Annotated in this window: 17 protein-coding genes; 8 read left to right on the forward strand and 9 right to left on the reverse strand. The window is 45.4% G+C overall.

Going from position 1 to position 22,508, the window contains the following annotated elements:
- Positions 1-51: 51 nt before the first annotated feature.
- Positions 52-534: an SRPBCC family protein gene (locus L5M51_RS11850; protein ID WP_168825637.1), complete on the reverse strand. Its 483-nt coding sequence runs from the start codon at positions 532-534 to the stop codon at positions 52-54.
- A gap of 247 nt (positions 535-781) precedes the next feature.
- Here L5M51_RS11850 and L5M51_RS11855 point away from each other — a divergent pair, with 247 nt between their 5' ends.
- The 3 genes from L5M51_RS11855 (at position 782) to L5M51_RS11865 (ending at position 4,054) form a co-directional block, all read left to right on the forward strand.
- A complete protein-coding gene (locus tag L5M51_RS11855; protein WP_317629939.1) occupies positions 782-1,210 on the forward strand; it encodes a hypothetical protein in 429 nt (142 codons plus the stop codon).
- Positions 1,197-2,300 (forward strand): phosphoribosylaminoimidazolesuccinocarboxamide synthase, encoded by a 1,104-nt coding sequence (locus tag L5M51_RS11860; protein ID WP_263172884.1) that lies wholly within the window; start codon positions 1,197-1,199, stop codon positions 2,298-2,300. Before L5M51_RS11855 ends, L5M51_RS11860 begins: the two co-directional genes overlap by 14 nt.
- 611 nt (positions 2,301-2,911) lie before the next feature.
- Positions 2,912-4,054 carry a RelA/SpoT domain-containing protein gene (locus L5M51_RS11865; protein ID WP_263172886.1) on the forward strand — a complete coding sequence of 381 codons (1,143 nt, stop codon included), beginning with the start codon at positions 2,912-2,914 and terminating at the stop codon, positions 4,052-4,054.
- Positions 4,055-4,522: 468 nt separating this feature from the next.
- On the opposite strand, the gene L5M51_RS11870 is transcribed toward L5M51_RS11865, so the two are convergent.
- The 4 genes from L5M51_RS11870 to L5M51_RS11885 all read right to left on the reverse strand — a co-directional run bounded on the left by L5M51_RS11870 (position 4,523) and on the right by L5M51_RS11885 (position 8,405).
- A complete protein-coding gene (locus L5M51_RS11870) occupies positions 4,523-5,101 on the reverse strand; it encodes a porin family protein (protein ID WP_105251308.1) in 579 nt (192 codons plus the stop codon).
- 616 nt (positions 5,102-5,717) lie between these two features.
- Complete coding sequence (locus L5M51_RS11875; protein ID WP_263172888.1) at positions 5,718-6,569, reverse strand: class I SAM-dependent DNA methyltransferase; 852 nt, start codon at positions 6,567-6,569, stop codon at positions 5,718-5,720.
- 140 nt (positions 6,570-6,709) lie between these two features.
- On the reverse strand, positions 6,710-7,486 hold the full coding sequence (locus L5M51_RS11880; protein ID WP_113940061.1) for an EAL domain-containing protein: 777 nt from the start codon (positions 7,484-7,486) through the stop codon (positions 6,710-6,712).
- Positions 7,487-7,691: 205 nt separating this feature from the next.
- Entirely contained in the window at positions 7,692-8,405 is a 714-nt protein-coding gene (locus L5M51_RS11885) for an oxidative stress defense protein (RefSeq protein WP_006083233.1), read from the reverse strand.
- 418 nt (positions 8,406-8,823) lie between these two features.
- Between L5M51_RS11885 and rimO the strand changes: the two genes are divergently transcribed.
- A complete protein-coding gene (gene rimO, locus L5M51_RS11890) occupies positions 8,824-10,242 on the forward strand; it encodes a 30S ribosomal protein S12 methylthiotransferase RimO (RefSeq protein ID WP_263172890.1) in 1,419 nt (472 codons plus the stop codon).
- 211 nt (positions 10,243-10,453) lie between these two features.
- Here rimO and fumC read toward each other — a convergent pair whose 3' ends face one another.
- Together fumC and L5M51_RS11900 are read right to left on the reverse strand one after the other, a co-directional pair.
- A complete protein-coding gene (gene fumC, locus L5M51_RS11895) occupies positions 10,454-11,857 on the reverse strand; it encodes a class II fumarate hydratase (RefSeq protein WP_263172894.1) in 1,404 nt (467 codons plus the stop codon).
- A 209-nt stretch (positions 11,858-12,066) separates the two neighbouring features.
- Positions 12,067-12,291 carry a ribosome alternative rescue factor ArfA gene (locus L5M51_RS11900; RefSeq protein WP_131523432.1) on the reverse strand — a complete coding sequence of 75 codons (225 nt, stop codon included), beginning with the start codon at positions 12,289-12,291 and terminating at the stop codon, positions 12,067-12,069.
- Positions 12,292-12,556: 265 nt separating this feature from the next.
- Here L5M51_RS11900 and L5M51_RS11905 point away from each other — a divergent pair, with 265 nt between their 5' ends.
- Together L5M51_RS11905 and L5M51_RS11910 are read left to right on the forward strand one after the other, a co-directional pair.
- Positions 12,557-13,405, forward strand: coding sequence for a substrate-binding periplasmic protein (locus L5M51_RS11905; RefSeq protein WP_317629940.1), 849 nt, complete (start codon positions 12,557-12,559; stop codon positions 13,403-13,405).
- 283 nt (positions 13,406-13,688) lie between these two features.
- Positions 13,689-15,815 (forward strand): TonB-dependent receptor, encoded by a 2,127-nt coding sequence (locus tag L5M51_RS11910; RefSeq protein WP_263172896.1) that lies wholly within the window; start codon positions 13,689-13,691, stop codon positions 15,813-15,815.
- A gap of 252 nt (positions 15,816-16,067) precedes the next feature.
- On the opposite strand, the gene pmbA is transcribed toward L5M51_RS11910, so the two are convergent.
- Positions 16,068-17,411, reverse strand: coding sequence for a metalloprotease PmbA (gene pmbA / locus L5M51_RS11915; protein WP_105251299.1), 1,344 nt, complete (start codon positions 17,409-17,411; stop codon positions 16,068-16,070).
- A gap of 451 nt (positions 17,412-17,862) precedes the next feature.
- On the opposite strand from pmbA, the gene yjgA reads away from it, so the two are divergent.
- Positions 17,863-18,399, forward strand: coding sequence for a ribosome biogenesis factor YjgA (gene yjgA, locus L5M51_RS11920; RefSeq protein WP_198573074.1), 537 nt, complete (start codon positions 17,863-17,865; stop codon positions 18,397-18,399).
- Positions 18,400-18,428: 29 nt separating this feature from the next.
- Positions 18,429-20,942, forward strand: coding sequence for an Ig-like domain-containing protein (locus L5M51_RS11925; RefSeq protein WP_263172897.1), 2,514 nt, complete (start codon positions 18,429-18,431; stop codon positions 20,940-20,942).
- Positions 20,943-21,089: 147 nt separating this feature from the next.
- Here L5M51_RS11925 and L5M51_RS11930 read toward each other — a convergent pair whose 3' ends face one another.
- Positions 21,090-22,415, reverse strand: coding sequence for an APC family permease (locus tag L5M51_RS11930; protein ID WP_263172899.1), 1,326 nt, complete (start codon positions 22,413-22,415; stop codon positions 21,090-21,092).
- Positions 22,416-22,508 lie beyond the last annotated feature (93 nt).

Consider the following 22,508-nt stretch of genomic DNA (forward strand, 5'->3'; position numbering starts at 1 on the left):
CTAGGTACTGCTTATTATTGACTCTCTGATACGAGGCTTGAGACTCACCGGCTAAATGCTCGCGACGAGTTCCTCAAGCTGATCGGTCGCCTTAGACCACCCCTGATAAAACCCCATATCCTCATGATTCTGCCTATCTTCACTATTCCAATGCAGCACCCGCGCAGTGTACTTGGTCTTGCCATCTATAGGTTCAAACGTAATAGTAGCCGTCATAAAGGCTTTATCGGACGGCACCCAAGCCTCAGTAAAGGCATCAGTAAATACGATGCGCTCATTCTCAACCACCTCAAGATACACGCCACGATTCGGGAAATCCTGTCCCTCAGGGCTGCGCATCACGATAACATTTGAACCACCGGCACGCACATCTAAGCTCGCGCTAGCCACAGTCCACGGCCTTGGCGTAAACCAAATTTTGAGGAGTTCTGGCTCGGTCCACGCGCGGAACAGCTTTTCTGGCGGCGCATCGATAATCCGCTCTAATACTAGCTCTCGTTGATTATCATTATGTACATGCTGACTTGTGCTCATATTCCCTCCATTGGATATTTGGCTTGATGGTCTTGTCGGCTGCAGCTACGTCATAAGCTCGCACATCAGCGCGCTAAAATACAGCCCTTCAACATTAGCTCGTCCGCAGAACACCAGCCCTCCATGATACTCAGCACTGAGTGTTAGCGCGTGATTCCCTTGCAAATCCTTATGCCCGCTAGATTCAAGCCACAGAACTATATAAAGAGCAGTGTAAAGAGCTATGTAAAGATCTGTGCAAAGAGCGATGCAAATAGCCGTGGCAAATTTTGTCAAAAAAGGTAGAATGTCGCCACTTTTTCGCGGCAGTCTAGAACAAGGTTCTCTCGGATTAATGGTTAGCATTTTCGAGCAAAATGGCACGGGCCCAGCCCGCTTTCACAGACCACTTTCACTGTGGTGCCAACCTTGCCCTGCGTTTGTTCCCTCCCTTGCATTATCTCCACCCAACACAATTCAAACACCGCCCGAAAATACGACTTTTGCTGTTCAAGATTTAACATCAAATCCCGCAAACTGGCTGAGCGATTTACGCCCTAAGCCAAGCGCGAATAATAAAGCGGTTGCAATGAATCTGGCTGTTGCTAACGCCATAGTCCATCTGCAAACCGACACTTATAAAAACCTTATCCCTACACTCTCTATCCTAAGGAATACTCGTCATGAGTCTTGCTGATTCCGTATTAGCCGTGAATAACGATTTGCCAATCCGCACCGACAGCCCAGTCCACAGCGGCAAGGTTCGCAGCGTTTACTGGCTAACCGATGCCGACAGCCGCCGTTTAATCAAAACCAAGGGTTATAACGTCCCCGAAGATACCCCGCTCGCCATCATGGTGATCAGCGACCGTATCTCGGCCTTCGACTGTATCTTCCACGGTGAAGGTGGCCTCAAAGGCATTCCCGGTAAAGGCGCGGCATTAAACGCGATTTCTAACCACTGGTTTAAACTGTTCGCCGAAAACGGCCTAGCCGACAGCCATATTTTGGATATCCCGCACCCGTTCGTATGGATAGTCCAAAAAGCCCGCCCCATTAAAGTCGAAGCCATTTGCCGCCAGTACATCACAGGCTCAATGTGGCGCGCTTACTCTAAGGGCGAGCGCGTATTCTGTGGCATCACACTGCCAGAAGGCTTAGAGAAAGATCAAAAGTTACCTGAGCTGCTAATCACCCCATCGACTAAGGGCATTTTAACCGGCATCCCAGGCGTGCCAGCCCAAGATGACGTGAACATCAGCCGCTGCGATATCGAAGCCAACTACCAAGCCTTTGGCTTTGAAAAGTTAGAAGATATCGACCTGTACGAGAAGCTGTTAAAAGATGGCTTTAAAGTGATTTCAAAAGCACTGGCCGACATTGACCAAGTGTTTGTCGATACCAAGTTCGAGTTTGGCTATGTGACCGATAAAGATGGCAATTCAAAACTGATTTACATGGATGAAGTCGGCACTCCAGACTCATCACGTATTTGGGACGGCGCAGCCTACCGCGATGGCAAGATTTTGGAAAACTCCAAAGAGGGTTTCCGCCAATTCCTGCTCAATCATTTTCCCGATCCTGATGTGCTGCTCAACAAAGACAGAATGCCAGAGCGTGAAGCCCTCGCCCGCGACAATGACCTCCCACTTGAGGCCATGATGCAAGTGTCACGCACTTACACCGGCGTTGCCGAGAAGGTGACTGGCGCTCCAATCCCGCTGCCAGCGAATCCAAAGGCAGATATCATCAAGATACTCAAAGATGAGTATGATCTGATTGTGTAATCAAATCATTGTGGGATGAGGAGTTTTCCCTTTCCCCAAGAGTAGAAAGGCGCTTAGGCGCCTTTTTGTTTTTTAAACTTGGGTTTGGATTTATTTGTATGAGTCAATTTAACTCAATTCTGAAATGCAAATCTGAGAAAAATCAAAGTCAAAGTCGTGGGGCTTCACCCCACACCCGACCAAGGAGGACTGCTCGTCCTATCCTCCTTGGATTCTCCAAGACGCCCCTAACGGAGTTGAAAGCCCCTTGGGCATTTAGCGTCCTTATGCTATCGCGTCAGACGCTCGTCCCTGATTCGACTGACGCTATCTCGGCATCCATGCCTCGCTCACGCAACGAACGCAAATACCCTACGGCAACTCCGAGGGGATGGTGCATTCCTTAGGATTTGGTGTTATCCCGAACTTTCGGTAAAGTCTCACTTTTACTGCATGGAAAATTGTTGAAAACTCATCATAATGGACACTAAAATACTGATATGTAATAATTATTTAATTGTTTCGTTCAAGTTCCCAGCCAATTACGGTTTAGGTTTCATAAGAAGTTCGGGTAATGTACTTTTAGTTGCTTTTCAGTAAATTTAAGCATTAAAAATATAGATGGAGTAAATTTGAATACACTTAAAAGAAGTATGGCTTACCTTGAGAAAGAGGCTGACCAAATGGAACATTGTAAGTTGATTTATTCAAAGAAAGCGGTTCAAAGAGCAGGTGAAAAGCTAATTATTGATAACATCATTAATGATGATCCTAATGGATACAAGGAAAGCATGGAGATCCTTTCAAACTGGAGATCCAGTCATGTAAATGCGCTCAAGCACATGTCAAATGTTATTCAATTAGCTTGTGATAAAATTGATAAAAAGCATATTGTTGTATCCAGATTAAAACGAACACCATCAATTATAAATAAGCTAAAACGTTTCGATGGAATGAAACTGAGAAATATGCAGGATATTGCAGGTTGCCGAGCAATATTAGCAACTACAAAAAATGTCTATAAATTACGTAGGGAGTTAAATAAAAATAGAATGTTTAAGGTTACTGATTATATTGAAAACCCCAAAGAGGATGGCTATAGAGGTATTCATCTAATCGGAAAATATAAAGACGAAGAGAATGGTGTTGACTATCCAGTCGAAATCCAGTTAAGAAGTACTATTCAACATTCATGGGCAACAGCGATTGAAATTGTAGACCTTTTCACTAACCAAAGCTTAAAAAGTAATAAAGGTGAAAAAGAATGGTTAGAATTCTTTAAGCTTGCAAGCAATGAGTTCAGCAAAATAGAAGAAAGAACTCAAGAAGATGTTTTTGAGTCATTGATGTTGACTGTTTCTTATATAAAAAAATTGGATATTTATAAAAAATTCCATGCTTTTGCTAACTCATTAAAAACAATAGAAGAGCAAATGGAAATCGTTGATGATAGTTATAACTTGATAAGAGTTGACTTTTCAAAGAGTACAGTAAATGTATGGAACTACCCTGATGACTTATTCTCTGAGGCAGCGAAAAATTATTTAATTCTTGAAAAAGAAGCAGCAAAAAACCCAAGCTTTGTTGTCGCTTTAGTATCATCGTCTTCCATAAATAATCTAAAAGAAGCCTTTCCTAACTATTTTGCAGACTCTGGTATTTTTATTAAGAATCTTAAGGAAATTGAACAAAAATATATACGTTATCAAGAAATGCAACCAAACTGGTTTTCACGTTGGCTGGCATTAGCTGGGTTTACGGGGAAAAAGGAATAAAACAAGTAACATGAAAAATTGAAAAGATCGGACATATGGTCATCTCAAGAAAAGATGAGACAGGCATAACTCTTATGGGATTAACAGCCGACACTGCCCCTACAGAAGTCCCCCCCCCTCGGAGTTGCCGCAGGGCGAATAGACAAAATGCGTGAGTCTCGCCATGGATGGCGAGCTAGCTTTCGCAGGTGCAGGGACGCATCCTTCGGAAGCGATAGCAAATTTGGCTATGAGCACAAGGGGTTTTCAACTCCGTTAGGGGCGTCTTGGAGAATCCAAGGAGGATAGGACGAGCAGTCCTCCTTGGTCGGGTGTGGGGTGAAGCCCCACGCCTTTAATCTTTATTTAAAATAAGTGAAAACAAATAAATTTTACAATAAAAATAAAATCAACGTAAAAAAGGTGTGACACTTGGCGTGTCACACCTAAATAATTAATATTTAAATTATAAATATCAACAACGAATAATTAGAAGCGATATTCAACACCGATACTGGCTTGATTAAAGTCTGTATCTGTTTTTCCGCCATTGGCGACGCTATCGACATTAATATCTGCATCATACCAAGTGTACTCAGCATTAATTAAAAATCGATCTGTGACTTTAAATGCCACACCGGCGCCGGCGAATACACCTTCACCATCGTCATTGCCAGAAAAACCGACGACGTCATAATCTGTCGAATACCATAACTGACCACCTTTAGCATATAGCTCAACTCGGTCTGCAATGGGAAGCATGACTTTAAGGGCTGCCGTATAACCATCGGTTTCGGCATTGGCTAAACCATTACCATAATCACCAAAGTTAATGTAACTACCTTCAAGAGCAAGGTATTTATTGAACTTATAACCAACAAGACCCTGCATTACATCACTATTATCATCAAAATCATCATCGCCATCGACTTTTAAATAACCGTAGTTAGCGCCGACATAGATTCCGTTTTCTGCGGCATCACTGTTGCTCATGTTATCAGCATGAGAATATGCACTAAAAGAGGCTAAAGAAATAATGGCAGCTAAAGTAAGAATGGGATTTTTCATAAAGTACTCCTAGTTAATTATTTAAATACACTAAGGACATTACAAAAATAATGCCAACCTCGCAAAACCACACTCAGATCAATACACAATTAAAACAATAACCTTACTTATCAATACCATAGATTTATTTTAATATTTTAAATTCGAGTTAACTATTTTTATAAAACACATGAAACTTTTTTCATACTTACACTAAAGCCGTGCTAATTCTGTCTTAATGTATTTATTGCCTGTGAAATTGTAACTATTTCATAGGTAACAAAATAAACATACAAAATTATTACATTTAATTAATTCTATTATCATTTATATTGTGCGACTTACTTATTAAAACAAGTTTATTAAAGCAAGCTTTAACGGGAATACTGTGCGGCAGCGTTATGAACAAGAGTCATGGATGACGAACTGATTATTAAGCATTGACGTTATTTGGCAAGGAATATCCAAAAGGGGAATTGGTACTTTCCCCTTTTGGTCGACTCTTGATGGAAAATTAAGAGTGAAGCCTACAACTTTAATTTGGCTTTAAATAAAAACAGACTGAAAGAGAAGCGAGATTTAACAAGTAACAGTGACATTATGAGCAAGCCTTCTGTTACCAACCTTCAACAGAAGGTCAAATCTTCACGCAAACAAACAGCGCATTACCTGATGCTAAATCCCACGGGACAATTCTTTCATAATCGTGTTCGAAAACATGCACTTCAAAATAGGGCGCTAACAATTCCTGCAGCTCAGTGAAGCTGGTAGCGACCATAGCATGTTGGTCTTGCCATTGCTCAATACTGTGAACTTCTTGTAAGCCCACTTCTTGCAAACCTGCAGCATGTAACCCGGCTTCCAGCGAGCCTAAGCCTTTCATATCAGAGACAGGTAAAGGCGAGAGCTCAGCAAACGGCTGACTGCTTTTGGCAATACTCAACTTTAATGACTGTTTCTCACCTTGCCCACTGTAATGCCAGCCGGATTCGAAGGCGAAATGACTACCATCAAACTCGGCAAAATGCTTAACCGAACTTGTGTTATCGATTCTGTGCTTATCGACAGTATTAAAACAAAACAGCCCACCGTCATTAAGTGCGCTATGCACACTGGCGATACAGCTTTTAAGGCGTTCGATACAAGCACTGTAATGGATGGAATATAAAAAACAGGTAATCAAATCGACGCGCTCTTCTAAATAAAAAGCCGTCATATCTTGGAGGTTAAACTGAGCTTCAGGGCAACGACGCATGGCCATGTCTAGCATAGGCTGATTAATATCAAGGCCACTGCACTGATAACCAAGGTCGATAAAATGCCGCACATGTGGACCAGTGCCACAGGCTAAATCAAGATGTTGCTTACCATTATTGCCGAGGAACTGATGCAGACGATGGATACTCGCGCTCTGTTGCTGGTAGTTAATATCGGAACACATTAAATCGTAATAACCGGATAAATCGGTATAGAGCGCGTTGGAAGACATAGTAGCGAGTAGGTAACAAGGGCAATTTTAGGTGGCGCATGATATATCAGTTAGCCGATATCAGAAACAAAGAATTATCCATCGAGTCTCAGCACGTGTTATCTCTCTAATCGTACAACAATATCAATCCACCTAACCATTTACTTTGGGGCGTGAAAGCTCAGCTCTTCATAGGAACTTAAATATTCGAGTTGTGGTTTGGCAAAATAATACCCCTGAAAATACTCAATCCCTATTCCAGCGAGATAATTAAGTTCGGCTTCAGTCTCAATGCCTTCGGCCAAAACTCTTGTATTAAGCTCTAAACAAATACGCAGTATTTCATCCACAGCTAACTGCTTTTCTCTATCGAGATCGATATCACGGATCAAGGTCATATCAAGTTTTAATACTTGAGGGCGCAGGGCTTCGAGCCAGCTTAAATCAGCAAAACCACTGCCAAAATCATCGATTGCAGTGATAAAACCACGCTTAGCATAGCTCTCGAAGATACGGACTAATTTTGCCCGATCGACAATTTGCTCGCCCTCAGTCACTTCGAACATGATTTTGTGAATATCAAACCCATACATGTCGGCGGCTTCAATCGTCGCGCGGATACAGGTCTCAGGGTTATATACGGCATTAGGTAAAAAGTTGATACTGAGCATCTTATCGAGTCCCAGCTTTGAAGCGGTTTCTATCGCTTTAACACGGCAAGCCTGATCAAAATAGTATTTATTATTTTCATTAATCCGCTCAAACACCCACGCAGCCCCTTCACCATCAGGGCCTCTGACCAGGGCTTCATAACCGCTAATCTCACGACTAGGCCAATGGATAATAGGTTGAAATGCCATTCGAATTTCAAATCCTAATGACTTGCCACTTAAGCAATCCATGCAAGTTTGTTGCTTTATTCGAGCGGGAAAATCCATAAACGGCCTCCTAAACATTAACCTTACTAGTGTGAGGATAAATACTTAAATTTGCCAGTTTTTACTGTTCATCATCCTAATAAAATCCATCACATATTAGAGTGAAGAATGCTATTTCCAAAAATATAAAACGATTGTAAACGGCATAAAAAAATAGATGAATCCCAATAGGAGCTTCATCCATCACCATATGCCTCAGACTGATTTACTTCAGTTTATAAATCACTTCAACTCTATCTTCTATGCTCACTTGACCATATTGATAACTCTCGGCGGCGCCCATGGCATCGGCTTTAGCACTCATACGCAACATGACAGGTTGCACAGGGCGTTGATCGTAATAACGGATCTGCCAAATCTTACCGAGATTTTCACCAAAGCCTTTAGCCAAAGATTCGGCTTTTTGTTTGGCATCCACAATCGCGGCTTGACGTGCTTTGGCGACGTATTCAGCTTCTTTGCTCGACTTAAGGGCGATGTTATTGACCCGATTCATGCCCTCTTCTAAGGCAGAATCTAAAATAGCATTCAAGCGGCTTAAGTCTGTTACCGTCACGGTAATTTGGCGACTGGCAGTATAACCCGTCAGCTCTGGCGCTTTATCCTGCACATAGACGTATTGCGGTTGAAGATTTAAATTCGCGCTCTGGATCTGATCTTTAGTCACACCCGCTGCGGTGAGACGGGCGATAAACTTAGCCACGGCGGCATCGGAATTATCTTTGGCGGCTTTAGCAGTTTTTTCGGTCACGGCCACTTCCACATTCACATCCGCCATATCGGGCTCGACTTGGATTTGACTCACACCCATGGTTTCAATATGCGGGAAATCGACCTCAGCGGCGAGTACCGCTGGCGCCATAAACGCGCTAGAAAAAAGACCACCCGCCACCAATACCGCTAAAAGAGAATTTTTCATAACTTACTCCAAAAATAATGTGCTTATACCTAAACCACTTCAAATAGAACGCATATTCAAACGAGACGGCTAACACGACTGTGTCGCTTATTTAGCGCTTAGGCTATCAGTAAAAAGTGCCAATACCTGTACCAATATGTAACAGCATCAACAAACTGTCTCTTGCTCGCTATAAACGCGGCGGATTTTAAAAAGGGTTAATTTTTCTGAAAAATATTTAGCTCTTTTTATCCCTATGAGTTCGACTGCGGATCTCTAGCGGATATCTCTATACCCACACCCAGAATAGGTCATAGGGTTAACTGGCATATTCAGCGCCCTAGTTGTACATTTTTCAGCCAAAGCTACTGTACCTTTTAATCACTTCAGGTATAATCCGCCAACTTTTTTAAGGCAGCTTATACCTCAGCGAGAAACCATGACAGTTGAAACTTTTAAACCCAAGCAAACGACCACGCTTGATATCCCAGTCAAAACATTAGAAGCAGCAAGCACTAATGCTGTTACCACTGGGAATCGCATCGGTTTCGTGTCTTTGGGCTGCCCAAAAAACCTCGTGGATTCAGAGCGTATTCTGACTCAGTTACGCATCGACGGCTACGAAGTCACTAACAGCTACGACAATGCCGACTTAGTTATCGTCAATACCTGCGGCTTTATCGATGCTGCGGTGGAAGAATCTCTGGATGCTGTGCGTGAAGCCTTAGAAGAAAACGGCAAAGTGATCGTCACTGGCTGCCTTGGCGCCAAAGAAAACCAGATCCGCGAAGTGCACCCAGATGTGTTAGAAATCACTGGCCCACACAGCTACGAAGCGGTGTTGAAGCATGTTCACAAGTACGTGCCTAAGCCAGAGCACAACCCTTTCACCTCGTTAATCCCACAAACTGGGGTTAAGTTAACGCCTAAGCATTACGCTTATTTAAAGATTTCAGAAGGTTGCGACAACCGTTGTACTTTCTGCATTATTCCTTCGCTACGTGGCGATCTCGACAGCCGCCCAGCGGGCAGCATCTTAGATGAAGCTAAGCGTTTAGTGGAATCAGGCGTACAAGAAATTCTAGTTGTGAGCCAAGACACCTCGGCCTACGGCAAAGACAAAGGCGGTCGTACCGATTTTTGGAACGGTATACCAGTCAAGCAAGACATTACTAGCCTAGCGCGCCAACTGGGTAAAATGGGCGCTTGGGTGCGTCTGCATTACATCTATCCATACCCATGGGTTGACGATTTGATCCCGCTAATGGCCGAAGGTTTGATTCTGCCGTATTTGGATATTCCAATGCAGCATGCAAGCCCGCGCATCCTCAAGATGATGAAGCGTCCAGGCCGTGTTGACCGTCAGTTAGAAGCGATTCAACGCTGGCGTGAAATCTGCCCAGATCTAGTGATCCGCTCAACCTTCATCGTCGGCTTCCCAGGTGAAACCGAAGAGGATTTCCAAATCCTGCTCGATTTCTTAAAAGAAGCTCGTCTCGACCGCGTAGGTTGCTTTAAATATTCTGAAGTCGATGGCGCTGTCGCCAACACTATCGCTGAGCTTATCAGCGAAGAGGTTAAAGAAGACAGATACCACAGATTTATGGAACTCCAAGCCGAGATCAGCGCCGAGCGTTTAGCCCGTTTCGTTGGCCGTACTTTAGATATTCTGATTGATGATGTAGACGAAGAAGGCGCCATTGGCCGCAGCTTCGCCGATGCACCAGAAATCGACGGCATGGTGTTTATCAATGGTGAAACTGAGCTGGAACCCGGTATGTTGGTTCGTGCCCGCATCACCCATTCAGATGAACACGATCTGTGGGCTGAAGTGGTCGACGCTGACACCCAAGACTAAGCCGTTCTGATATAGGACAGGCTATGACTCAAAAAGCGAACCTCTGGTTCGCTTTTTGTTTTTATCATTTCGTAAGCATTAACACTGCGAATGCTTCAGCATCCTTACTCCACTGTTTCTTCACACTGTCTTGGCCCACGATATTGATTCATTGCCAGCCTCAATTTCGCTGATTTATCAGCAGCTAGGATGAGACGTTTTGAATTAAGCATTAAGCATCGGGTCCCAACATCTTATTGGCATCGACCCAAAGCTCGAACTCTTCTGCAGTCACAAACTCAAGTTCTAATGCCGCTTGGCGCAGTGTCTTATGCTCACTATGGGCTTTTTTAGCTATCTTAGCGGCCTTTTCATAACCGATATGTTGATTTAGCGCTGTCACTAACATGAGTGAGTTCTCCACATGCTGCGCGATTTGTGGCTCATTCGCCACTATGCCGACTACGCAATGGTCATTAAACGACTGGCAAGCATCCCCCAATAAGCGCCCCGATTGCAGCACATTGGCGATGATCATCGGCTTAAACACATTGAGCTCAAACTGACCATTGCTGCCGCCAATCCCAACGGCGACATCATTACCCATGATTTGCGCGCACACCATAGTCATAGCCTCGACCTGAGTCGGGTTGACTTTTCCCGGCATGATCGACGAACCCGGTTCATTTTCAGGCAGTAATAACTCACCAATGCCGCAGCGCGGGCCAGAACCTAACATCCTAATATCATTTGCGATCTTCATTAAACTAACCGCCGCCACTTTATAGGCCGCCGATAGGGCGACTAATTCATCGTGGGCAGCAAGGGCAGCAAACTTATTCGGCGCCGTCACAAAGGGCAAACCCGTGAGTTTTGCAATATTGTCCGCCACCTTAACGGCGTAATCCTTGTGTGTATTCAGCCCAGTGCCGACGGCGGTCGCACCTAAGGCTAACTCGGCCACCCGCTTGAGACTGTGCTCAATGCCTTCGATGGCATGACTTAACTGCGCGGCGTAACCCGAAAACTCTTGGCCTAACGTTAACGGTGTTGCATCCATAAAATGTGTGCGACCGATTTTGACTAGGTGCACAAACTCATCGGCCTTATCCTGCAAGCTCTGCTGCAATAACCTCATGCAGGGCAAAACGAGCTCAACCGCTTGGCGATAGGCGGCAATGTGCATGGCGGTGGGGAAAGTATCGTTGGAGGATTGCGAGCGGTTAACATCATCATTGGGGTGCAAACATTTAACCGTATCGGAGAGTTGCCCGCCCGAGAGCACATGGCCGCGATAGGCAATCACCTCATTGACGTTCATATTGGTTTGCGTGCCCGAGCCCGTTTGCCAAATCACTAAAGGAAATTGCGCATCGAGTTCGCCTGCAATCAGCTCATCGCACACTTGGGCAATCAGTTGAGCTTTATCTTGGTGCAAGACGCCAAGCTGTTGATTGGTAATAGCGGCGGCTTTCTTTAAATAGCCAAAAGCGTAGATCACTTCGACAGGCATAGATGCCTCAGCACCAATACGAAAGTGCTGCCGCGAACGCTCGGTTTGTGCGCCCCAATAACAATCGGCGGCGACTTTAACCTCACCCATAGTGTCGTGTTCAACTCGATATTGCTGTGCCATGTGCATCTCCTTCGCTAAAACGCTCTAAGCGTTCACCATACTCGCTCAGGGCGAAAGTACAATTAACCTCCAACAAGGAGTATCAATAATAAGGCTGATTTAAGCGTAAAGATTGGCGTAAAGGCAGGTGGAGGAGCATGAATTGGCAGGATTAACGAGGCACTAACACAGCAGACTAAAACAGCGAACTAAAGCAGTAAAAAAGCTGATTAACAAAAGCGCAGACCTAGAAAGTCAAAAGGGGCATCGCCCTTGTGCTGATGCCCCTTTCGGTTTTGTGCTTTGCGATCGTATGACCCTTTGCCCTTTTTCGCTTTCTCGGTGCGGGTCCTAAACAAGGGACTCGTCACTAACGCTTTGAGTGCGTTATCGGTAATGGTGCCTCGACCACTTTCGTGTTCTAAGGGCATATTTTGCGGTTTTTGCTTAGTCATTTTATGCCTCACTGCTTAATGAAAGTTAAGCCCATAGCCTAACAGCGCAAACTATAACGCAATCAAATCAGATGTACAGAGTTTGTGCACTCCAACATAAAAAATGACTTTGACTAGTAGGAAAGTATGATAGATTATTCAAACAAAAATAATATATTAGCTTAATAATCAATAAGATTTATTAATAGGTTTAGTGAGTGGATTTTGCCATAACCTTTATTGGCACTCAGGTTACACTTTGTAATCGACAGATAAGGAGATCAATTTGACATCTGTGTTAGTCGCTCAACCTTGGCTCGGCGCACTGTTTTTACTGATAATGCTTCAAACCCCGCTTGCCAACGCTTTTTCCAGTTCAGACTCCTGCGTGATGACTATGGGGTATCGCACCAGCGAACGCTTACCCTTTATCGGAGACGAGTCCAATAACACGGGATTTTATCACGAACTCTACCAAGCGGCGGCGGACAAGATTGGCTGCAAACTCAATGTGGTGCGCGCACCTAAATTACGTATTCTGCGGGATCTCAAACTCGGCAATATCGATTTTTATCCCGGCCTTAATTTCACCGAAGAGCGGGCTCAATACGCGCATTTTATCCCCAATGGACTTTCACAACGTGCGATTGGCATTAGCCGTGCTGGCGCCGCCGATATTCGCTCCATTGAACAGTTAGCCCATAATGAGATGATCCTCTTAATCGCCCCCGGCAGTTACGACTTTGGCGGCTTACCCGACAAAATCAAGGTACGCAAACCGCCTGAGTTAACCGTCCCTAAAGCCTTGGATTATTTACTTTCAAACCAAGGGGACTTTTTTATTTATGATCAAACCACTTTGCATTATTACCTTAAAAATCGTGACCAAAGCCAGTTTAAACTCCACTATCACTACAGCGAATTACCGCAGGAAATGTACCTCGGTTTCTCGAAAAAAAGCCGCCACTACCGCGGTAGACACAACCCCAACTATCGCGCCGATATCCCCATCAGCCCAGATAACAGTCCCACAGTGTTAACACCAGATTCTAAAGTCTTTGAATTTGCCAAAGCACTCGCCGCCATGGATTCCCAAGGTGAAACTCAGCGCTTGTATAGCAAGTATTTTGGCTAGCTTAAATCCCAGAAATTAAAATGCCTCATTTGGGTTAGCTTAAATCACAAAAAGTACCGCTAACGCAGAGTTCTATTGGACCTCTTACCAATTGAGGAACCAATAAAGAACTAAGCGAATCATGCCTAACTGATTAAAAAGTGGAAAACTTGTCTTCTGCTCAAGCCATATTCTGATGTTTTAACTCGCTTTGTTACCCTCTGCGACAATATGCCGCACCTGCCACACTGAGATGCTCTTTATAATGCAGCGCAATTAATCCAAGTGAATGGAAGACAATAAGATGGCTGCAAATTCTGCGTATTTATCTCACCCGTTTAAAACTTCAGTAATTTCCTCATCCCTCGCAATCGCCATGGGTTTATCACTAGCGCCACAGGCCATGGCTGACGACAGCGAATTAGCCAATATTGAACGCTTAGAGGTCCATGGCCAACAGACCGAAAACCGTAACGCCTTAGGCTCGGCTGAAAATCTACTGAAAGGGCAAGGAGTCGATTTCTCCGAAGCGGGCGGCGTATCGGCCCTACCTATCCTCAATGGCATGATGGGCGATCGCATCAAAGTGCTGGTCGATGGCGCGGACATTACCGCGTCCTGTGCAAACCAAATGAATCCACCGCTGTCCTATATCTCCGCCAATCAAATCACCACAGCCGAAGTCATTGCGGGCGTATCGCCAGTCAGTGCCGGTGGCGATAATATTGCGGGCGTGATTAAGGTTAGCAGCCTTAACCCTAAATTTGGTGAAAGCGAGGCCATCAAGTGGAATAGTGGCGATATTTCAACTGGATATCGCAGTGTGAGTGACACCTTATTACTCGGCACCAACGCCACAGTCGCCAGCAAAAATGTCAGTCTTAGCTATCAAGGCGCCTATGAAGATGCCAACAGCTATAAAGATGGTAATGGCGATAAAGTCATAGATACTCTATACCGCGCACAAAACCATGCATTGACCGCCGCATGGCGCGATGAGACTCAAGAAGTCGCCATCAAACTAACCCATCAGAATATTCCATTCCAAGGTTTTGCTAACCAATACATGGATATGACGGATAACAAGAGTTACGGTGCCCTCGCCCGTTATCAACTCAAACTCGACGATGACGGTGAATTCAGTGCCCAAGTAAACTGGCACGGCGTGAAACACGAGATGGGCTTTTTCACCCCAGAAAAAACCGGCAAGATGCCAATGAACACTGAAGGTGATGACTACAGCTATCAACTACACTGGCGCTTGCCAATGGGTGATGACAGCACCTTACTGGTCGGTCAAGAATACTATAGCTACCAGCTCGACGATGTTTGGCCTGCGGTGCCTAGCACTATGATGGCGCCCAATGACTACATCAACATCAACGATGGTGAACGCCGCCGTGCCGCCGTTTATGGCGAATGGCAGCAAGATTTAAGTCAAAGCTGGTGGTTATCGGCGGGTGTTCGCTTTGAGTATGTCACCACCAATACCGGTGAAGTCCAAGCCTATAGCAACATGCCTATGATGGGCATGCCCAATGTCGACGCCGAAGCGGCAAAAGCCTTTAATGCGATGGACAGAAAACGTGATGATAATCTGATCGATGCCACCTTACTGGCGCGCTATCAATTATCGACCAATCAACAACTTGAGTTTGGTTTAGCCCGCAAGAATCGTGCACCTAATCTGTACGAACGTTATAGCTGGGGCCGCGGCACTATGGCGACCACTATGATAGGTTGGTATGGTGATGGTAATGGTTATGTGGGTAATCCGGATCTTAAACCAGAAACCGCCCATACCCTGAGCGCAGCCTACAAATATAACGATGATAGCTGGCAAGTCTCGACCACGGCTTGGTACACAGCTGTGACTGACTATGTCGATGCCGAAGTCATTGGTAGCTTCAATCGCACCAGTTCGCCTGATGGCAAACGCAATATTCTCCAATTCACTAACTTAGATGCCAATCTCTATGGCGCACGTTTTAATGCGCTCTATCAGTTTGCCGAAACCAGCACAGGTAAATGGCAAGTGTTAGGCAAAGTGAATGTAACCCGTGGCGAGCGAGATGAGGGTGATGAACCTTTATATCAAATCAAGCCGTTGCAAACTGAGCTGGCACTGCAACATCAGTTAGGTCAGTGGGAAAACAGTCTTTCATGGCAATGGGTTGCGACCAAAGATCGCGTAGATGACCGCCGCCTTGAAAATGAAACCGACAGCTACTCCTTGCTCAATTTGAACAGCAGTATGAAATGGCAGGATCTGACTGTTACCTTCGCCGTGAATAATCTGTTCGACAGCTACTATGAGCTGCCACTGGGCGGCGTGAGTGTGGCTGAATTTAAGGCCGATAATACCAATGGCTTTAACCAGATTGCCGGTGCAGGTCGCTCGTTTGAACTCAGCGCAAGCTATGCATTTTAACGACTGATTTTAAAGGCACTGTTTTTAACAACATAGTTTTTAACCACATGGTTTTTAACAGCGCGGATTTTTAGGTCGAACAGCTCTAATCCGAACGTTAAACAAAAAGGGCAAGCAGATTAAGTGATTAATCGCTTGCCCTTTTTTATGCTCGAACCACATTCATGCCACTGACACTAAAGCACAGGCACTAAAGCACTGAGACGACTTAAGCGCACTATAGCAGCACGGCAGAACGAGTGAGACTATGGATTAGTTACCCGCAATCTTCATTTCAGATAACAAGATACCGCCGGTACGAATCGATGAGCGCAGATCAAAATCCTTACTCACGGCTTGCACGCCACGGAACATCTCTTTTAAGTTACCCGCGATAGTGATCTCTTCCACTGGATATTGGATCTCACCGTTTTCAACGTAGAAACCCGCCGCACCACGGGAATAATCGCCCGTTACCATGTTCACGCCTTGGCCCATAACTTCGGTCACAATCAAACCTGTGCCCATGTCTTTTACCAATTCGTCGAAGGTTTGGCCAGTGTGGCCGAGCGTCCAGTTATAAATACCGCCCGCATGGCCCGTGTTGGTTAAGCCTAACTTGCGCGCCGAGTAACTGGTCAGCAAATAGGTTTCTAACATGCCGCGGTCAATAATGCGTCTGTCTTGGGTCGCCACGCCTTCACTGTCGTAGTTCGCGCTTGCCAATGCGCCCAGTAAATGCGGCTGCTCTTCGATATTAAACCAATCGGGGAAGATTTGGGTGTTGATCGAATCCAATAAGAAACTGGATTTACGGTATAAACTGCCACCGCTGATCGCACCGATAAAGTGGCCGATTAACCCTGTGGCGATATCTGGCGCTAATAAAATGGGTAAACGCGTAGTAGCGATCTTGCGCGCACCGAGGCGGCTCACTGTCTTCTCGGCGGTCTTTAAACCTACCGTTTCAGGTGCAAGCATCTCGCTGAATTTACGGGCGATAGTGTAATCGTAATCCCGTTGCATATTGCCTTCGCTATCTTCACCAATCACGCTGCAACTCAAGCTATAACGCGAGCTGCAATAACCGTTTAAGAAACCGTGGCTGTTGCCATACACTTTAACCGCAGTGTGAGCATTGGCACTGGCGCCGTCGGAATTATTGATACGTGGATCGGCATCGAGCGCCGCAGTTTCGGCGCGGATCGCCAGTTGCGCTAACTCATCGGGGGAAATATCTTGTGGATAATACAGTTGAAGATCGCGGATCTGATTTGCCATCAAGGCTTTATCGGCAAGACCACTGAATGGATCCGGAGAAGTATAACGGGCGATATCGTCGGCCGCTTTCACCGCTAAGGCGATGGCCTCTGGACTTAAATCCGACGTCGATGAACTGCCCTTGCAACCATCGCGGTAAACCGTAATTCCTAAGGCACCATCTTTATTAAATTCAACGGTTTCAACTTCTTTTAAACGGGTAGAAACCGACAAACCTTGTTGTTTACTGATCGCCACTTCGGCAGCGTTCGTTCCTAATTTGTTGGCATATTCCAGCGCCACGGCCACCGCATCTTTCAGCGCGCCCAATTCACTATCGATTCTGTTCAAAGACACAAAGCTACTCTTTCGTTGTCGGCAATTGCCGTAGCATAACAAACACAAATCCCATTCACATTAATTATTCGCGGCGGACTTAGGCTTGAGAGCGTATCCTATACCCAAACAACCTGAAGATGCAGGATTCAGCGGGAGTTTAACGCACTTTAGGCAAGGCGGTTATTTGCAGACCTAGCGGGCTAAGTTAAAAATAACCAACACAGCATAAAGTGCGTTACCCCGTGGTTAACATCAGCCGCCGGGACGGAGCGCCTAGGGCACTCCACTTCCGTGTTGCATCAATTCAAAAGGTAACCGACATTCTGTCATTGCTGCGCCTTGAATTGAAGCACCCTATGCGCTCTGAAACTCGTATCTTCAGGTAGCTTGGGTATAAACACATTCACCTAGGCGATTTTTGGCTGGAGATGTTATTATTAGCCAGTAAATTACTTGAGGTTTTATCTATATGAAGATTGTTGGTGATTCAGAACATTTTAAACAGCCCTACGACATAGATGAAGATTATGTCAGCAGCAAAACAACGGACAAGCGTGATAGCGAAGCCGTGCAAAAAGTCGGTATGGAGCTTGTTTCACTGAGCAAGACTCAGCTAGATAAAATCGAGCTGGATGAGTTTTTGTACGACGCTATCCTGCAAACACGCAAAATCAAGGTCAATACTGAGGCGTATCGTCGCCACATGCAGTATATCGGCAAATTGATGCGTAATTTTGATATTGAGCCAATCAAGGCTTCACTCGCTATCGTGTTGAATAAAAACAACAACGAGACCGCTAAGTTACAAATGTTCGAAAAAATGCGTGAACGCTTACTCACCCAAGGTGATGATGAGATTCAAACTGTCGTCGAGCATTATCCGCAATTAGACAGACAAAAACTGCGTACTTTGGTGCGTCAAGCCACCAAAGAACTGGCCAAAAGCCCAGAATCAAAATCATCTAAAGAGCTGTTTAAATATCTACGCAGCGAAATCCAAGACTAATTAACTTCAGCCCCACAAGGATGTTGCTTATGCGACTTAGCAAAACGTTATCGGTATTTTCTTGGGTATTACTGGGCGCATTAGCGCTCAGTGGTTGTAATGGCGCAGCTGATGGCACCGACACTGACGGAACAACAGACAGCTACAGCTTAACGCTGGGCTATAAAACTGTAGTTAACGGCAAGTGCGCCGATGCAACCACCAATTTAAGCTTTGCCTCCGATACGAGTTTTTGTGCCGTCGCTACCTTAAAAAAGGGTTCGAGTAAACTTAGCGGCCAACTGATTAGCTTCGCTGCGACCTTAGGTACTGTTGCGCCAGCAACAAAACTCACCAATGCAGATGGCGTTGCTGAAGTCATCATTTCTAACCCAGCATTAACAGCAGAAGCTGGTACCTTAACGGCGAGCTATACGCCATCTGATGCAGACGCATTAACTGCAAGCCGTAACTACGAGTTCGTTGGTTCAGGCAATGGCAACACCATTGAAACACCCAAACTCAGCGCCAGTATTTTAAGCAGCTCAGCCTTAGTCACTCGCTTTAAAGTCGATGAGTCGGTGCAATTACAAGCCATATTGCTCGATAGCGAAAGCAAAGGTATCGAAGGCGCTAAAGTCACCTTTACTGCTGGTTCTGCGGCGCTCAATCCAACCAGTGCGTTGACCAACAACCAAGGTATTGCGCAGGTACCCTATACGCCAAGTGCAACTGAATTAGGGGCAAATGCCTTAACGGTCACTGTGGACTATCAAGGTCAATCGCTGCAAACCAGCAGTTTGTATGAAGTGTTGAGTAAAGATGCCGTCAATCAAGAAGGCACGCTAAAACTCGGCTCATTCAATGGCGCAGTCTTTACCGAAGGTAAACTGGCGAGCACCTTAACGGCCGATGCCAATGGCAAATATAAAATCAGCGCAGGCGGTAGTTTTGGTGTAAGTGCAAGTTTAGTATTAGAGGCCAATGACGGCACGGTTACGCGAGTACAAACACCCTCTTCCATCAGCTTTAGCTCAGATTGCACCACAAACAATAGCGCCACACTCGATACCCCAGTTACAACTTTATCGGGTAATGCGAGCTCGACCTTCCAAGACACAAGTTGCAGTGGCAACAGTGAACGTAGCGACCAAATCATCGCCACAACCGTAGCTGGCAATCAGACGTTAACGGCAAATTTCCCATTTACTCTACAACGCCAAACGCTTGCCAGCTTAAGTTTTGAGTCGGCAGAGCCGGCACAAATTCGCATCAAAGGTGCGGGCGGTACGGGTTCAAGCGAATCCTCTTTAGTCAGCTTCAAAGTCACCAGCGCCAATGGCCAACCTGCAGCGCAACAGAATGTCAGCTTTACCTTAGATACGGTTGTCGGTGGTTTAAGTTTTGCCAATGGCACTGCGAATGCGCAAAGCCTGACTAACTCCCAAGGTATCGCCAGTGTGCGCGTATTATCCGGCACAGTACCCACGCCTGTGCGCGTGGTCGCCACTGCTGTTGATACTGATACTAAAGAAGTCATCACGAGCCAATCTGAACAGTTAACCGTGAATACTGGTCTACCTCAACAACTTGGATTTAGTTTAGCGACGAGTAATGCCAACCCTGAAGCGGGTAATATTGATGGTGAGAAAGTCACAGTGACAGCAAGACTGTCTGATAGTTTTGGCAACCCTGCGCCCAATGACACAACAGTCAACTTCACCAGTGAAGGCGGCCAAATAGAGCCAAGCTGCTTAACTCAAAATGGTGTCTGCAGTGTGACTTGGACATCAAGCGATCCAAGACCTCAAGACCATCGCATAACAGTATTAGCCTACGCTTTAGGTCACGAAACCTTTTTCGACACCAATGGTAACAACCAATTTGATACAGCTGATGGTAGCGCCATTGCAAAAGCTTGCTTGATAAATGGCGTTCCTGTGGCTTGCAGTGGTAACGGCTTAGATATTGAAACCTTTCATAGCTCAGGCTTTAGCGATCTGCCGACAGCCTTTCGCGATGATAACGAAAACTTCGCCTATGATGGTGGTGAACGCTATTTCGATAACCTCGCTAGCGACACCTATAAAGGTGCCGATGGCAAGTTTAACGGCCCTCAATGTCAAGGCGCACTCTGCGGGACAGGACAAGCCAATAAGACTTATGTTCGTAAAGCAGTTGTGATGATAATGTCTGGCTCAAAAGCGTATTTCTCCCTATGGCAAGATGGTGTCAAAGTATATGAAGATCGCCTAGGTCAAAATATTCTCAACAATCTTGAGTCTTTAACGGCAATTCCTGCAGGGCAAACATCTGAATTTACCGTAAAGTTCTACGACAGTGCAGATCAAATTATGCCCTCTAGTACAACGCTTAACATCGATGCGGATAAAGGGGAATTGCTATCAACGACCTATACTGTCCCTAAAACAAATAGTGCAAATGCAGGCTTGACGGACTTTTTCCTCAAGAATACTGAAACCGCTAGCAGCCAAGTGGTACTAACTGTGAATACACCAAGTGGCGTTGAAACCTTGCTTAAGTTCAATGTGTTGCTGCAATAATAACGAACTGATAGATAATAAAAAGACCCGCGAATGCGGGTCTTTTCATTGGAGGATTTTATTAGAGGATGACAACCCACAGCCCTTAGATCTACTACACATCTTTAGTTATAACTGTGCATCTATGAGCCATGACTCTCACTAATTTTATAGCTCTACTGCGCGGCGTAACCGGAAACTACGTAAAGCCAAATACAATGCTCCCACAGCCGCCCATATAAGCCCCAACTCTAATGATTGTGACTCTAAGTTCACCCAAAGCACGCCAATAGTACCGGCGCCACACAGGGGCAAGACTAAGTATTGTAAGTGGTCTCTAAAAGATTTATTACGTCGATCCCTTAGGTAAAACTGCACAATCACGGCTAAGTTCACGAAGGTGAACGCCACTAAGGCGCCAAAGTTAACTAAGGCTAAGGCCATTTCTAAATCAAATGAGACGGCAGATAGCGCAAGCGCCCCCACCAACAAGACATTAAATGCTGGGGTTCGCCATCTAGGATGGATATAAGCAAACCCTTTACGTGGCAACATATTATCCCGCCCCATCACATATAAAATCCGTGCAACCCCAGCATGGGCAGCCATACCGGATGCCAATACAGCAACAGTGGTCGCGACTAATACGATGGACTGGAATAGATTACCACCCACATAGAGTGCAATTTCAGGCAATACCGCATCAAGCTGTTGAAAGCGGGAAATATCGGGGAAATAGAGCTGCAAAAAATAAGACACGCCAACAAAAATCACGCCACCGAGCAAAGCCGTCAACACAATCGCGCGAGGGATAACACGTTGAGCATCTTTAGTTTCTTCAGTCAGTGAACTTAACCCGTCAAAGCCGAGGAAGGAGAAACACAGAATCGTCGCCCCTGTGAATAATGGCGCCATCGCCATATTATCGGCATAAAATGGTCGCACACTCGCAACGACACCTTCGCCTTCACCGAGGGAAATGCTATAGGCCATTAGACCAATGAACACCACAATAATGGCGATCTGTGCAAACACTATCACCCCATTAAAGTTCGCGACGAGATCAATCCCCTTGAGATTAAGCAAGGTCATTATGGTCACAAGAACTAAAATAAAGATCCAAGGTTCGACGCTGGGAAACATGGCGGTTAAATAGATTTTTGCGAGCAACATATTGATCATTGGCATAAACATATAGTCCAGCAGCGATGACCAACCCACCATAAAACCAACATTCGGGCTAAAGGTTTTTTGAGCATAAGTGTAAGCTGAACCCGCATAGGGATATTTACGTACCAAATGACCGTAACTAAACGCGGTAAATAAAATCCCCGCCAATGCGAATAGATAAGACGTAGCCACATGGCCAGAGGTGATCTCGGAAACAATACCAAAGGTGTCAAAAATGGCCATAGGCGTGAGATAGGCAAGCCCCATCACCACCACTTGCCATAAGTTGAGGGTCTGCTTCAAACCCGGATTTTGTTGGCTCATCAGCACACCCCCATTGTACAGGGTTGAACACCTAAGCACGCATCTGCAATTAGTTTTTGCTTGCGGCTAACCGTCTGCACTCTAGGTTTAATG

It is taken from the genome of Shewanella sp. SM73 (assembly GCF_025653795.1).
Taxonomy (GTDB): domain Bacteria; phylum Pseudomonadota; class Gammaproteobacteria; order Enterobacterales; family Shewanellaceae; genus Shewanella; species Shewanella oncorhynchi.